General features: G+C 41.1%; 17 protein-coding genes. 3 read left to right on the forward strand and 14 right to left on the reverse strand.

Features of this window, described 5'->3' with window-relative positions; genetic code table 11:
• Positions 1 to 37: 37 nt before the first annotated feature.
• Positions 38 to 1,141, reverse strand: a complete 1,104-nt coding sequence (gene gpr / locus ASC42_RS06235) for a GPR endopeptidase (RefSeq protein ID WP_032100501.1) — start codon at positions 1,139 to 1,141, stop codon at positions 38 to 40.
• A 207-nt stretch (positions 1,142 to 1,348) separates the two neighbouring features.
• On the opposite strand from gpr, the gene rpsT reads away from it, so the two are divergent.
• Positions 1,349 to 1,615 (forward strand): 30S ribosomal protein S20, encoded by a 267-nt coding sequence (gene rpsT, locus ASC42_RS06240; protein ID WP_021095125.1) that lies wholly within the window; start codon positions 1,349 to 1,351, stop codon positions 1,613 to 1,615.
• Between the two features lie 128 nt (positions 1,616 to 1,743).
• Here the strand turns inward: rpsT and holA are convergent, their stop codons facing one another.
• A complete protein-coding gene (gene holA / locus ASC42_RS06245; RefSeq protein WP_055441026.1) occupies positions 1,744 to 2,724 on the reverse strand; it encodes a DNA polymerase III subunit delta in 981 nt (326 codons plus the stop codon).
• 239 nt (positions 2,725 to 2,963) lie between these two features.
• Between holA and ASC42_RS13670 the strand changes: the two genes are divergently transcribed.
• Positions 2,964 to 3,098 (forward strand): YqzM family protein, encoded by a 135-nt coding sequence (locus tag ASC42_RS13670; protein ID WP_003393868.1) that lies wholly within the window; start codon positions 2,964 to 2,966, stop codon positions 3,096 to 3,098.
• A 48-nt stretch (positions 3,099 to 3,146) separates the two neighbouring features.
• Here ASC42_RS13670 and ASC42_RS06250 read toward each other — a convergent pair whose 3' ends face one another.
• From ASC42_RS06250 to ASC42_RS06260, 4 genes are read right to left on the reverse strand one after another with little or no spacing between them, the layout of a single operon-like run.
• A complete protein-coding gene (locus tag ASC42_RS06250) occupies positions 3,147 to 5,279 on the reverse strand; it encodes a DNA internalization-related competence protein ComEC/Rec2 (RefSeq protein WP_342413231.1) in 2,133 nt (710 codons plus the stop codon).
• Positions 5,212 to 5,403, reverse strand: a complete 192-nt coding sequence (locus ASC42_RS14395) for a hypothetical protein (RefSeq protein ID WP_342413232.1) — start codon at positions 5,401 to 5,403, stop codon at positions 5,212 to 5,214. The genes ASC42_RS06250 and ASC42_RS14395 overlap by 68 nt, the downstream gene beginning before the upstream one ends.
• Positions 5,400 to 5,867: a ComE operon protein 2 gene (locus ASC42_RS06255; RefSeq protein ID WP_006317820.1), complete on the reverse strand. Its 468-nt coding sequence runs from the start codon at positions 5,865 to 5,867 to the stop codon at positions 5,400 to 5,402. The genes ASC42_RS14395 and ASC42_RS06255 overlap by 4 nt, the downstream gene beginning before the upstream one ends.
• 45 nt (positions 5,868 to 5,912) lie before the next feature.
• A complete protein-coding gene (locus tag ASC42_RS06260) occupies positions 5,913 to 6,500 on the reverse strand; it encodes a helix-hairpin-helix domain-containing protein (protein WP_055441027.1) in 588 nt (195 codons plus the stop codon).
• 77 nt (positions 6,501 to 6,577) lie between these two features.
• Between ASC42_RS06260 and comER the strand changes: the two genes are divergently transcribed.
• A complete protein-coding gene (gene comER / locus ASC42_RS06265) occupies positions 6,578 to 7,408 on the forward strand; it encodes a late competence protein ComER (RefSeq protein ID WP_055441028.1) in 831 nt (276 codons plus the stop codon).
• Between the two features lie 60 nt (positions 7,409 to 7,468).
• On the opposite strand, the gene ASC42_RS06270 is transcribed toward comER, so the two are convergent.
• The 8 genes from ASC42_RS06270 to ASC42_RS06305 are packed head-to-tail and all read right to left on the reverse strand — an operon-like array spanning position 7,469 to position 12,457.
• Positions 7,469 to 8,209, reverse strand: coding sequence for a class I SAM-dependent DNA methyltransferase (locus ASC42_RS06270; protein WP_055441029.1), 741 nt, complete (start codon positions 8,207 to 8,209; stop codon positions 7,469 to 7,471).
• Positions 8,206 to 8,562, reverse strand: a complete 357-nt coding sequence (gene rsfS / locus ASC42_RS06275) for a ribosome silencing factor (RefSeq protein ID WP_055441030.1) — start codon at positions 8,560 to 8,562, stop codon at positions 8,206 to 8,208. The genes ASC42_RS06270 and rsfS overlap by 4 nt, the downstream gene beginning before the upstream one ends.
• A complete protein-coding gene (gene yqeK, locus ASC42_RS06280) occupies positions 8,559 to 9,134 on the reverse strand; it encodes a bis(5'-nucleosyl)-tetraphosphatase (symmetrical) YqeK (protein WP_055441031.1) in 576 nt (191 codons plus the stop codon). The genes rsfS and yqeK overlap by 4 nt, the downstream gene beginning before the upstream one ends.
• Entirely contained in the window at positions 9,124 to 9,690 is a 567-nt protein-coding gene (locus ASC42_RS06285; RefSeq protein ID WP_055441032.1) for a nicotinate-nucleotide adenylyltransferase, read from the reverse strand. Before ASC42_RS06285 ends, yqeK begins: the two co-directional genes overlap by 11 nt.
• Positions 9,691 to 9,700: 10 nt before the next feature.
• Positions 9,701 to 9,994 (reverse strand): ribosome assembly RNA-binding protein YhbY, encoded by a 294-nt coding sequence (yhbY, locus tag ASC42_RS06290; RefSeq protein ID WP_055441033.1) that lies wholly within the window; start codon positions 9,992 to 9,994, stop codon positions 9,701 to 9,703.
• Entirely contained in the window at positions 9,988 to 10,815 is an 828-nt protein-coding gene (gene aroE, locus ASC42_RS06295) for a shikimate dehydrogenase (RefSeq protein WP_072242682.1), read from the reverse strand. The genes yhbY and aroE overlap by 7 nt, the downstream gene beginning before the upstream one ends.
• 20 nt (positions 10,816 to 10,835) lie before the next feature.
• Positions 10,836 to 11,939, reverse strand: coding sequence for a ribosome biogenesis GTPase YqeH (gene yqeH, locus ASC42_RS06300; protein WP_055441054.1), 1,104 nt, complete (start codon positions 11,937 to 11,939; stop codon positions 10,836 to 10,838).
• A 5-nt stretch (positions 11,940 to 11,944) separates the two neighbouring features.
• Positions 11,945 to 12,457, reverse strand: a complete 513-nt coding sequence (locus ASC42_RS06305) for a YqeG family HAD IIIA-type phosphatase (RefSeq protein ID WP_055441034.1) — start codon at positions 12,455 to 12,457, stop codon at positions 11,945 to 11,947.
• Positions 12,458 to 12,598 lie beyond the last annotated feature (141 nt).

Here is a 12,598-nt window from a genome sequence, read left to right on the forward strand (position 1 = left end):
ATCAATATGACAACGCTTTGAAAGATAGAACGAAAAACTAATGCGTATATGCCCCAACGTTTTCTTGATCAATCCGATGATGCAAAGCAGCGTTCAACCCGCTCGCCAATATGTTCGCCATTTCTTCGATAAAGACATCCACTTCTTTTGGTGTAACCATTAAATTATGACCGATCGGAGCAAGCACTTCATAAATTAATTGCCGCTTTTCTTCTTCATCTAGCATACCGACCATGCCTAAAAAAGCAGAACGATCGGACTCATTTGGCAAATCTCCTTCCGTTAACTTTTTTTTCTTCCCGAATACAAGATTAGCTGGGGCCAACGCGCGCGCTGCACGATTGCCTTCTTTCATCTCGCGACCGAGATGTTTTAATAACAAATCAATCGTATCGCTTGCAATCGATACGGCATCAACAACAGTTGGTACACCGATAGCAATAACAGGAATACCTAACGTTTGTTTACTTAGCTCTTTTCGTTTATTTCCTACTCCTGATCCCGGGTGAATACCTGTATCTGAAATTTGAATCGTGGCGTTTACTCGTTCGATTGAACGGGCAGCTAATGCATCAATAGCAATGATAAAATCCGGTTTAATTTTTTCTACGATACCTGCAATAACATCGCTCGTTTCGATTCCGGTCATTCCCATCACCCCTGGGGCGAGGGCGCTCACCGAGCGAAATCCGTCTTGAACACTTTCAGGTTGTAACTGAAATAAATGACGTGTCACCAATAAGTTAGACACAGCTAGTGGTCCGAGCGCATCAGGGGTGACTTCCGCATTCCCTAACCCAACGACAAGACAACTGGCTTCTTGAGGAATATCAAGCTGCTGTAAAAAAGCATGAAAATGTTTCGCAAATAGTTTTTCTACTTTTTGTTGTAAGTCAGTGTCTTGCGTTCGAATGCCTTGCGCTTCAATTGTTAAATACTTTCCTTCTTTTTTTCCTAACGTTTTTGCGCCTTCTTCCATCACTTCTACAAATGAAAAATGAACACCATCTTCTTCCCAATCGCGAATCAATACCCCTTCAAGCGAAGTTTCCTGCTTGCTTTGCAATCGTTCTTCAATCGCTATTTCATGCGCTTCAATCGCTAAATCCGTTCGTACACTATACGGTCGTAAATCGATCATACGATCCCCTCCATCACTTATCACTTTCATTACTTTTTATCATTTGTTTTATCCATTTTCCTCCTTTTTCATACAATCATACTTTTCCGGCTTTGCCCTATTGCATAATTAAGAGCAGTTTGGTAGAATATCACTTGTTCTTATTGTTCATCGAACTGTCGCGTATTGAACGTATATATTGGCGATCGGTTAACGGAGGTGAAAAAAATGGCAAACATTAAATCAGCAATTAAACGTGCAAAAACAAGCGAAAAGCGTCGCGCTCATAACGCAGCTATGAAATCAGCAATGCGCACTGCAATTAAAAAATTCGAAGCGCTTGTTGAATTAAAAGACGTGGAAAAAGCGAAAGAAGCTTTCGCATTTGCAACGAAAAAAATCGACAAAGCAGCTAGCAAAGGCTTAATCCACAAAAATGCTGCAAATCGCTATAAATCACGTTTAGCGAAAAAATTAAACAGCATTACAGCATAATGAAAAAACAGCTTGTCATACGAGGCAAGCTGTTTTTTCATTATTGGGAGGCCACATATATTTCATTGAGGAAAATGCTACTATACCATTGATGTCGATGCATTGCAACAAAAGCGGTAGTTTCTTCTCTACCGCTGTAACTTTAAGAAAAACAACTGCAACGACAACTGTTTGTCCATCGTGCTGCTTTTTAGTGCATAATCCGTTTCAGCTAAATCATATAAAATGTGCATCAACTGCTGTTCTGAAAACCCGCTTGCATAACTTGCTGCCATTTTTACACGAAACGGATGAACACCTAACATCGAGGCGATTTGTTGTTGTCCGTACCCTGTTTTCATCAATTCTTTCACTTCATATATAAGCCGAAATTGACTAGCCAACAATGCGACAAGCTTAATCGGCTCTTCATTTTGGCGCAATAAATCTTGCAATGTTTGTAATGCAGCTGAAATGTTGCGCTTAGCGATTTGCTCTACAAGGGTAAATACGTTTTGTTCAAGTGTACGTGATACAAGCAGTCGAACATCGTCAGCTGTAATGGAACGACGCTCAGCAAAAAGCATAAGCTTTTCGATTTCATTCGATAATGTCGCTAAGTCAGTACCCGCTAATGTAAGCAATACATCAATTGCATCATCATCAATTTGACATTGCCCTTTCACCCATTGTTTTAATTCTTTTTCATTTAACGGTTTCGCAACAATGACATGCGCTTTTTTTAATAACGCTTTCGTCACTTTTTTTCGTTCGTCGAGTTTTTCATATGAACCGACAAAAATGATGCTTGAAAACGGTGCTGGTTGCTCAATGTAAGCTTCTAACCGTTTCACGTCGTGCTCTACTTTTTCTTTTCCTTTTTCCGCCGTTAAAAAATACGGTTGCTTGACGATCACAACTTTTCGTTCACCAAGAAACGGAAGCGTTTCTGCGTCTTCAAGCGCTACTTCAATCGGCGTTTCTTCGCAATCATATGTACTAACGTTCCATTCACGCTCTTCATCCGATAATGCTCGTCGAATGATTTGCTCATGCGCTTGTTTGATTAAAAAATGCTCCGTACCATATATGACATATAGTTGTTCCATGTTCTCTTCCCCATTCTTCATCGACTTTCTTTAAAGAACATACAACGTTTCGGAGCATTTTACAAGGGAGTTAGCAAACGAAAATTGCCAACTCCCATTTATTTAAACGTTGGAAAACAAGCCCTAGGAACTCATTTGTCCAACGGGTATCATTATCTTTTCCGATCTGGCGCGAACTATTTGTGACAACTGTTGTCAACGATGTAGATTTTCTTTCATTTTTCCCTTATACTAATGGTGAGAAAATAGGAGGGATGGTCATGAACGAATTTGAAAAAAACGTTCAATGTACGCGCAACGATGCCGTTGACTCGGCAGTTGGCTTCATCGTATCATTCGGCTTTTTCGCCACTATGTTCATTATCGCCACACTTGTAAAATTTTTCGGTGCATAATGAACGCCCGAAAGAGATTGCTTGTTGCAGTCTCTTTTTTCTTGTATGTTATGGTGAAAACGTCTGAATGGTGCTTATCCGCTTATGAAAACGAATCACGATCGCTCCTTGTTCATCCGTTCGAAATATGCGCACGTCATAGCGACGTAAACGTTCGATGACCTCACGATGCGGATGACCATATCGGTTGCGTCGTCCTACTGAAATAAGCGCCCATTTCGGACGTATATGTCGTAAAAACGGTTCAGATGTTGACGTTTTACTCCCATGATGCCCTACTTTTAAGATGTGAACAGGCAATGACCGATATGTGCTTGTTATTCGCCGCTCCCCTTCCTCTTCCAAATCGCCGGTAAATAGCCAATATGCCCCTCCCATAAACACATACAATACAACAGAACCATCATTTGTTGTCGTTTCGTTTCCAAACGGAGAAAGAATATAAAATCGAGCTTCTCCGACTGTCCAACGATCACCACTTTTCACCATTTCTACATGTGTTCCTTTATTTATCGCTTGCTTCATCACCGATTGGATGAAATCATTTCGTTGCATACTAACGATTAGTTTTCGCACACGAACGGCATCGAATATATCGTTTGCATCCCCTATATGATCGAAGTCACCATGTGTTGCAATGAGCGCATCAAGCGTGCGAACTCCTTTTGCCTTTAAAAATGGAACGATCACATCTTCTCCAACACGAAACGATCGTTTCCGTTTTTTCCAATGTTCATCGCTAAACGACATCGTTCCACCCGTATCAATTATATAAACCGCTTCTCGATATGGCAGCTCAATATATATACTATCTCCTTGTCCAACGTCTAACATCACGACTTCACCAGTCGGGCGAAAAAATGGCCAAATAAAATGTGCGATCATAACAAAAATAAATGAAAAACGAAAAATAACCGCGCACTTTCCGTATTCGAAAGAAAGAAAAAAAAGGAAAATCGAGATGATATAAGCAACAAGCAACAATAGTGGCGGACGACCGAGCGTAAGCACGAATGTATCGGCTAATGCAAGAACAAGGGCGTTCGCACGTTCAATGACAATCGCTAGTACATATATGATGAGGGGACTAGCAAATGGCATAAACAAGTGGATGAGCAACGCTAAAAAGGAAAGCGGCAAAATAATAAACGAGTAAAGTGGAACAAAAATGATGTTTAACGGAATAGATAAAAAAGACACTTCGTAAAAATGATAAAGCAAAAGCGGTAATGTGCTTATTTGTGCAATAAAGGATGTCATGAACAATTGACGTACAACAGATGGTTCGTTTTGAATGAATGTAGAGCATATGATTAATGCAAAACAAACGAGAAAAGATAATTGAAAACCGAGATGAAATACTGTATACGGGTCTTTTACTAATAAAACGAGGCAAGCGATACTTAACGTATCAAGTGTACGGAGACGAGATGAAAAAAGAAGAAAACAACTTGTCATGATGGCCGCGCGCATCACCGACGGAGCAGCACCAGCTAAAACAGCATATAGCGGAATGCATCCAAGCAATATCATCGTCGCTCGTTCCCTCGGGATGCCGAAGCGAATAAACAAATAAAAACAACCACCGACAAGCAACGTCATATGCAAGCCTGAAATCGCAAGTAAATGAATAAGCCCTAACTTTTGATAACTCGCCAATACCGTTGGCTCTATCTCGCTTCGTTCACCGTAAATCAACGCTTGCATAAACGCACTTACGTCACTTGGAAAATGATGTTGAATGTAGCGAATGCCTTGTTGTCGAATCATTTGTAATCGTTCCATCCATGTTATATTTGTACGCATGCAACGTTCGAGTGAAATCGGACGAACGATCCAATGAATACGTTGGTAAAATAAATAACGACGATAATTAAAGGCATACGGGTTTGTTGGTAAAGATGGACGTTCTAACACCCCTTTCATCACGCATGCCGTACCGATTTGAAGCTCATCCCATCGTTTCTTTTCTTCTTCAGTACGAAGGCGATGGATGAGCTGTAACCGCTCATGCTGCCATTGTACAATCGTTTTTACTTGATCCCCATCAATATCCATTGGAGCAATAAATCGCACAGAAAATGCCGTTTCGTTTCCTGAAAGCGCTGTCACATTATGTGCATCCACCCATTTGCTCCATAACGAGAAAAGCAAATAACAACATATACAAGCGAAAAACAACTCCCGCTTCCTCCAAAGTAAAAAGAAACTGTACATAAATGACAATACAAAACAAACAGGCGATTTCGTTAGCATAGACAGGACGGCCAAAACGGCCGCCATCGCCACGTAAACGATACGTCATCTCCCCTTTGCGTGTAAAAATGTTGGAATCGAGTTAACATCAAACGGAACGTGTTTTACCGTTACCCCCGCTTGTTCGAACAATTGCAAAGCAAACGGGTGGTTTTTATAGTCGTTCGCATAATACACAGCTTTTATCCCGCTTTGAATAATCGCTTTGCAACATTGTAAACAAGGAAAGTGGGTGACGTATATTTCTGCCCCTTCTGTTGGCACACCGAACTTTGCACATTGCAAAATAGCATTCATTTCTGCATGAATAGTGCGCACACAATGATTGTCGATCACATAACATCCTTCATCGATACAATGCGCCCCCCCTGCGATCGAACCGTTATATCCCCCAGCAATAATACGCTTATCGCGCACAATTGTTGCCCCGACAGCTAGCCTCGTACACGTGCTACGCAACGCTAATAAATGGCTTTGAGCCATAAAATATTGATCCCATGTAATTCGCTCCATCTATTTCTCCCCCTTGTCCATTATGCCTTTAGTTTATCGTCAATTTTAACGAACGACAATTTGTTCTTTTATTTTTTCAAGCGATTTCGGACCGATTCCACTAACATTCAACAAATCTTCGACGTTTTGAAACGGTCCGTGTTCCTCGCGATATGCTATAATCGCAGATGCTTTCGCAGGACCAATTCCTTGTAATGTTTGTAGTTGTTCAATCGTTGCTGTGTTAATATTGATTTTTCCACTTGAACTGCTCGTTTGACTAGCTGTTTCCACGAGGATATCCTCACCTTTTTTCGGCACGTAAATGACCATTTCATCATGCACTTTCATTGCAAAGTTCACTTTCGTCTCATCTGCTTCGTCTGTTAATCCTCCTGCCAGTTGAATAACGTCATGAATACGACTTGTCGGCGCCACTTCATATACTCCCGCTCGTTTGATGGCTCCTTTCACATCGACAACAATGGATGATTGCTCCTCTACTTGCTTTTCTTGCTGTTCTTGTTGTTCTATCTGTTCGAAAGGAAGCGGTTGTATCGGCGTTTCCTCTTGTTGTTGAACGATCCAGATGATCGCTCCAATGACAATCGAGCCTACATATATCCAACGTTCATATGTTTTTATCCACTTCATGCTTTCATCCTTTCATAAAAAGCATTATTCACGCATACATATGACGTATAGTGGTGACGGATAAGGGGGGAATACCGTTGAATATAGGGTTTATTGGAACAGGAAACATGGGAACGATTTTAATTGAATCGTTTATTAACGGAAATGCGGTAAAACCAGAACAACTGTTCATTACGAACCGAACGCTTGAAAAAGCGTACAATATACAAAAGCGTTACCCAGACATCCATGTCATGGCGACAAATGAAGAAGTAGCTAAACACGCGACCATCCTTTTCATTTGTACAAAGCCGTTGCATATGCCTGCCGTTTTAAAGCAACTACGTCCACATTTGACTGATCATCACTGTATCGTATCGATTACGAGCCCAATTTCCGTGCAGCAACTTGAATCACTCGTACCATGTCATGTCGTCCGCGTCATTCCGAGCATTACAAATCGAGCGCTCGCTGGAAGTACGTTAATTACTGTAAGTGAACGTTGCACAGAGGCAAATCGGACAACGATTGAGCAGCTATTCCGTTCCATTTCTCGTCCCATATACATAGACGAGCCTATTACGCGCATCGCTTCTGATTTAACAAGCTGCGGGCCTGCTTTTTTTAGCTACTTAATTCAAAAGTTTATCGATGCAGCCGTCCAACAAACATCCATTACGAAAGAGCAAGCAACAACGTTAGCGACAGACATGATCATTGGGCTAGGGGCATTGCTTGAACAACAATTATATACACTACCAACATTGCAAGAAAAAGTATGCGTGAAAGGCGGTATTACAGGAGCGGGCATTGAAGTGTTGGAAAAAGAAGTTGGGGACTTGTTTGTCCATGTTTTTCAAAAAACGCACGAAAAGTTTTATGAAGAAACGGAAAAGGTGCGCCAACAAATCGACAATATTCGCGATTAACAAAAAAAATCCTGCTTATTTGTTAAAGAAAAATCCCAAAAGTAAGGCACTTTTGGGATTTTATTTTTGCGCGATGAAGAAAATGCGCTCGCTTTCTTTTGTCGGTTGCTGTTCTGTAAAATCCGCCCATACATGTAATAGACGAAAACCAGCTTGTTTTAACCATATCACATATCGATCCACATCATATGTTCGCTGTACGTGCATTTCATCAACTCGCTCATACACGCCTTCTTCTAATTGAACAAAAAACGTGAGCTCATGTTCGACGCTATGCGGCCACGGTCCTTCGTAACAATTCCATATATAGCTCACTTGTTCATCGTTGCTCGCAAACGTTCTATGATGTAAAAAAACGTTTTCCATTTTAAATAAAGAATGCACATCAAATAAAAACAAGCCACCCGGACGCAATTGATCATATGCGCGCGAAAACGTGGCAATCACGTCTTCTTCCTGTAATAAATAATTGAGTGAATCACAAAAAATAACGATCGTATCAAACGGCTCGAACGGGCCAAATTCGCGCATATCTTGCTGAAAAAACGAGAGAGCGACCCCGCGCTCTTCTGCTTTCATTTGTGCAATAGCCAGCATTTGCTCTGATAAGTCGACACCGGTCACTTCAAACCCTTTTTCTGCTAACCGAATCGCAAGCTCTCCCGTACCACATCCGAGATCAAGCAACCGTTTTCCAACGTGATAGGAAGCAACGGTTCGTTCAACGAGTGCACACCACGCATCATACGGGGCATCGCTCATTAATTGATCATACCAACTTGCAAATCGTTCGTACGTCATGCTCCGAGATCACTCTCAATTTGTTCAAGTGGCGCATCGCCCCATAATCGTTCAAGATTGTAATATTCACGATCTTCTTTATGGAATACGTGGACGACAACATCGCCTAAATCGACTAAAATCCAACGTGCTTCATCAAAACCTTCCACACGTTTGACTAGAACGTCATGTTCTTCCGCCTTTTCTTTAATTTCGCGCGCAATAGCTTGTACTTGTTTATCTGAATTGCCATGGCAAATCATAAAGTAATCAGCGACAAGCGAAATACCTTTCATATTTAACGCCACGATGTTCTCTGCTTTTTTTTCATCAGCTGCTTGTACAGCAATGCGTAAAATATCTCGTTCCGTCATGATGAAACCCCCTTCAATTTTTGTGCTATATCATTATACGTATGAAACGTATCTGGATAAATCGGTTCACGTTTGTCCATTAAAAATTGAATTGTATTTTGCAACGCACGAAAAAGCGCAACATCCAAATGTTCTCGCGCTAACGCTCGCACTTCGTCAACACCTGGAAACGAACGATTTGGCTCAATATAATCGGCGATATATACAATTTTTTCAAGCAATGTCATATTCGGTCTTCCTGATGTATGATAACGAATCGCCTGTAAAATGTCTTCATCTTGAATGCCGACTTCCGTTTGAACTAAATATGCCCCGACCGGCGCATGCCATAACTCTGGGCTGTACGCTAACAAATCTTGTGGCATTTGTTGCTCGATAATGATGCGCTTCATTTCCTCTTTTGTACGGAATTTAGCGTAGTCATGAAAAATCGCGGCTAATTCCGCCTTTTGAATATCAGCACCATATATTTTCGCAAGTTCAATCGCTGTTTCCATCACACCTACTGTATGAATGTAACGTTGTTCTTTTAATTGCTTGCGCACGATCGCTAACGCTTCTTCACGTTTCATACAAACGATTCTCCTTTATATATAATTGGACCGTTTCTGGCAACAAATACGTGACACTTTTCCCACTTTGAATACGTTCACGAATGAGCGAAGAAGAAACCGCAAATACCGGCACATCGACTTCTATTATTGGATACGATGTACGAAGGGAGTAGCCCGGTCGTTTCACTCCAACAAATTGCACAAGCTGAACGAGCTCATCAATACGATACCAATGTGGCAAATATTCGACCATATCCCCACCAATAATAAAATAAAATATCGTATGAGGATGTTTTTTCTTTAACAAAATGATCGTATCGTACGTATATGATCGCTCTTTTCGTTCAAGTTCAATCGTTTCAACGCGAAAGTGCGGTTGATTCGCAATTGCCGCACGCAACATATGAACGCGATGCACATGATCCGTCACTTTTTTATGTTTATGGGGCGGAATATAATTTGGCATAAACCATATTTCATCGAGCTGTAACTCCGTTCGTACATCGTCCGCAATTAATAAATGCCCGTAATGAGGCGGATCAAACGTCCCACCTAAAATGCCTACTTTTTTCACCGCGTCGCTCCTATTTTGGTAACACAATTTGTTTGTGTTCACGTGATTCTTTATATAACACGATCGTATGTCCGATCAGTTGGACGACTTCCGCCCCTGCACCTTGCGCTAATTGTTCTGCAACAACTTCTTTTTCTTCATCGCAATTTTTTAATACACTTACTTTAATAAGCTCTCTCGCTTCGAGCGCATCCGCAATTTGTTTAATCATGTTTTCATTGACGCCACCTTTTCCTACTTGGAAAATCGGTGTTAAATGATGAGCTAAAGAACGTAAAAACCGTTTTTGTTTTCCTGTTAACATGTTTTTCCTCCTAACTTTTGAATAACGAGTTGTTCCATTCGTTTCGTATCGGGGAAGATGCCTGTCCATTTTTCAAACGCTAGCGCCCCTTGGTAGACAAACATGCCAACGCCGTTTTGCACGCACGCCCCTTTTTCTTTCGCTTCTTGCAACCATTTCGTCATCAGTGGATTATAAATGATGTCGCTGACGATTGTACCTTTTTTTAAATTTCGAAGAGAAATTGGCATCGCATCGACATGCGGATACATACCAACAGACGTCGTGTTAATGACGATGTCATACTCTCCTAAACGCTCTTCCGCTTGTTCAAGCGAATACACAGCTGACTTTTCTTTTTTAACAAACGCTTCCGCCCTTCCTAGTGTGCGATTACATATATCAAGAGCGGACACTTGATGTTTTAAAAGAGTAAAATAAATGCCACGCGCGGCTCCACCTGCACCGACAATGAGTATGCTTGCGCCGGATAATTCCATGTTCATTTGCTCGCATAACGCTCGGACAAATCCTTCACCATCTGTATTATAGCCAACCCATTTCCCATTTTCATTAACAACTGTATTCACTGCCCCTATTTGTGTAGCCGTTTCATCAAGCTCATCCATATATTCCATCACTGCTGTCTTATGTGGGATCGTCACATTAAACCCGGCACATTGTAACGCCTTTAAACCTTCTACCGCCTCTTTTAACATATGTGGCTCGACATGAAACGCATGATAATGCGCATCGATATGTAACGATTGAAACACATCGTTATGCATAAGTGGCGATAACGAATGATGAACAGGACAGCCAATAAGCCCAAATAGTTTCAAATCCCTCTCCCCCTTTTATGTTAAATGAGCGATTTACGCAACATCACACCAACACCTTTTGGCGCATACGCAATGACTTGTGCCCCCGGTTCGTGACATGTCACCCAACCGAGCCCTGAAAAAACGATATCTGTTTTTGGTTCTTTTAACGTAAAATGATGGGCGACAAGTGGTGGCAATTGATCGCAATAGCTTTTGCGCGGCGGCTGCAACAATTCACCGAGATGTCTCTCATACAATTCATCTGCATGTTCACGTTTCGTTCGATGAATAAATAGTTCATTTGACATATAACATACAAATGGACGTCTTCCCCCGCTCACATAATCTAACCGGGCAAGTCCGCCGAAAAATAACGTTTGTTGTTCGTTCAATTGATATACTTTCGGCTTTATTTCTTTTTTCGGTGTAATGACTTTTAAATCTTTTTTATCGACGAAATGCGCCATTTGATGATGATTTATAATGCCTGGCGTATCATAAAGCGCTGATCCGTCATCGAGCGGAATTTCAATCATATCTAATGTCGTTCCCGGGAAATATGACGTCGTAATGACGTTTCCTTTTCCTGTCGCTTCTTTAATGATACGATTAATAAATGTTGATTTTCCGACGTTTGTACAGCCGACAACATATACATCTTTTCCATTGCGATACTCATCAATCGCTGCCATCACTTCTTTCATCCCATCACCTCTATTGGCGCTGACTAAAAAGACATCGCGTGGCTGCAATCCGAGCTCACGCGCTGTTTGTTTCATCCAACGCGTGACTTTCTCATGTTTCACAGACTTTGGCAACAAATCAACTTTATTGCCGACAAGTAGCACATCTTTTTTTCCGACAAATCGATGTAAGCCCGGCAACCAACTGCCATTGAAGTCAAAAATGTCAACAATTTTTACTACGAGCCCATCTGCCTGTCCGATGCCGTGCAAAATGTTTAAAAAGTCATCATCCGTTAAAGATACATCTTGCACTTCGTTGTAATGTTTTAACCGAAAACAGCGCTGGCAAATCATTGGATCGCGTTCAAGCGCTGAAGGAGGCGCATATCCAATTTTCGTTTCATCTTCGGTTTGAATCGTTACTCCACATCCAATACAAATCATTCGTTCACTCATCATCATCACTCCCAATGAATCATACCTTTTTTTCGCATCATATTTAAAATTCTTCGTTCAATATTTCGATTTATACGAGTAAAAAAGCCGTCTGTTTGCGCAACAGGAACGACTAAAATCGTATGTAATCCGAGGCGATTGCCGCCAAATACATCGGTAAGAAGCTGATCACCGATGACGACAACTTCTTTCTTTTTTAGATTCATGTCGCGCAGCGCTTGTTGAAACGCTCGCGTTAACGGCTTGCGCGCCTCAAAAATAAACGGGATACCGAGCGGTTTCGCAAACGCCTCGACCCGTTTTTTATTGTTATTCGATACGACCGTCACTTGAATGCCGTTTTGTTTCATTTGTTCAAACCAACGGGCAACATCTGGCGTTGCTAGCGGACGATCCCATTCAATTAACGTATTGTCTAAATCGGTAATAATCCCTTTCATTCCTTTTTGTTTCAAATGTTCTGGGGTAATTTCAAAAATACTTTTCGCATGTTCGTTCGGTAAGAAATATTTTAACATACTTCCTCATTCCTTCTTCGTTTTTTACATAAATAAACAAATTGTAAAATTTTTCGACAAAATCCGACGACTTTCGTGTATTGTGGATAACTTTATACACATTACCCACACATATTTATCAACTTTTTCTACATGTTATGA

This window comes from Anoxybacillus suryakundensis (assembly GCF_001418025.1).
GTDB classification, from domain to species: domain Bacteria; phylum Bacillota; class Bacilli; order Bacillales; family Anoxybacillaceae; genus Anoxybacillus; species Anoxybacillus tengchongensis.